1 pseudogene is annotated in these 1,075 nt (G+C 28.4%); it reads left to right on the forward strand.

The features are described 5' to 3' along the window. Nucleotides 1-49 precede the first annotated feature (49 nt). A pseudogene (locus BOW55_RS20675) lies at nucleotides 50-1,075 on the forward strand (hypothetical protein); the annotation flags it as partial.

The following is a 1,075-nucleotide window of genomic DNA, read 5'->3' on the forward strand; positions in this document are numbered from 1 at the left end:
ATTTGTTGAGTACTTTTCTATTCTTTAGAGCTAAAAAGAAAAAAATTATTTTGATTTTGATACAATTTTCTTGTTTGCTTTTTTTTTCGTAATGTTCTTTTATCCGGTTTTTATATATCCAAATGACCCAACAAAGTATTTTGCATTTCAATATGAATTTAACGAAAATGTAATTTCTCGATCCACTGCCCTTTCTTTATTAGGAATTCAGTCCTATTTTTTAGGTAGTATTTCCTATCGAAAGTCACTAGACGAAAACAAAAAGAGTATGGATGTGAAATCTGATACTAATATCATTTTACTCTCTATTATTTCAGTGTTTACTTTTATTTTATATATTTTATCTGGTGGATACGCTAAATTAAAAGGAGAGTATTCGGGAGAAGAAGCTGAAGCTTCTGGAGCAGCGGCCTATTTGTATGTCTTTTTTCCAGTTTTTCTTCTCTGCGCAATATCTTTTCAATTTAATAAATTGTTAGCCTTGAACAACAAGAATTTAAAATTAAAGAACATTAATAAAATTTTAATTATTTGTTTTTCTCTAATATTTATTATGTTGATTATGGCAGGCAGTAGAACTATTCCTCTTCAATTATTATTACTTTGCGGAGGTGTTTATACATTATTTTATAAACAAATTGGTTTTTTTAAATTCTTTCCTTTAGTAATAGCTGGAGTTTTAGCAATGTTTGCTGTTAATGTAATGAGAGGAGGGGCGGAAGGTATAAATGATTTAGCAGATATAGTTATGGATTTGATAATATGTAATAGGAATACATATTTATCTGTGGATTATGTAGATATTCACGGTGTTACATACGGTAAGTCAATGTTAAGTCCAGTTTTAGCTTCAATTCCTTTTTTACAAAATATTGTTTTTCTATTTTTTCTATTAATCCATCTGATGCAGGATCTGCTGTTTTTTACGAAATTGACATTAGGAGAAAATAGTTCTTTGGGCTTAGGGACCAATATTATTGCTGACTTATATTTAGCTTTTGGAGTTTATGGTGTAATTTTTTATGTTTTATTAGGAAGAGGAATTCAAAGTTATTTCAATCTTCAACAAGCATTT

The organism is Flavobacterium sp. YO12 (genome assembly GCF_004119495.1).
Classification (GTDB): domain Bacteria; phylum Bacteroidota; class Bacteroidia; order Flavobacteriales; family Flavobacteriaceae; genus Flavobacterium.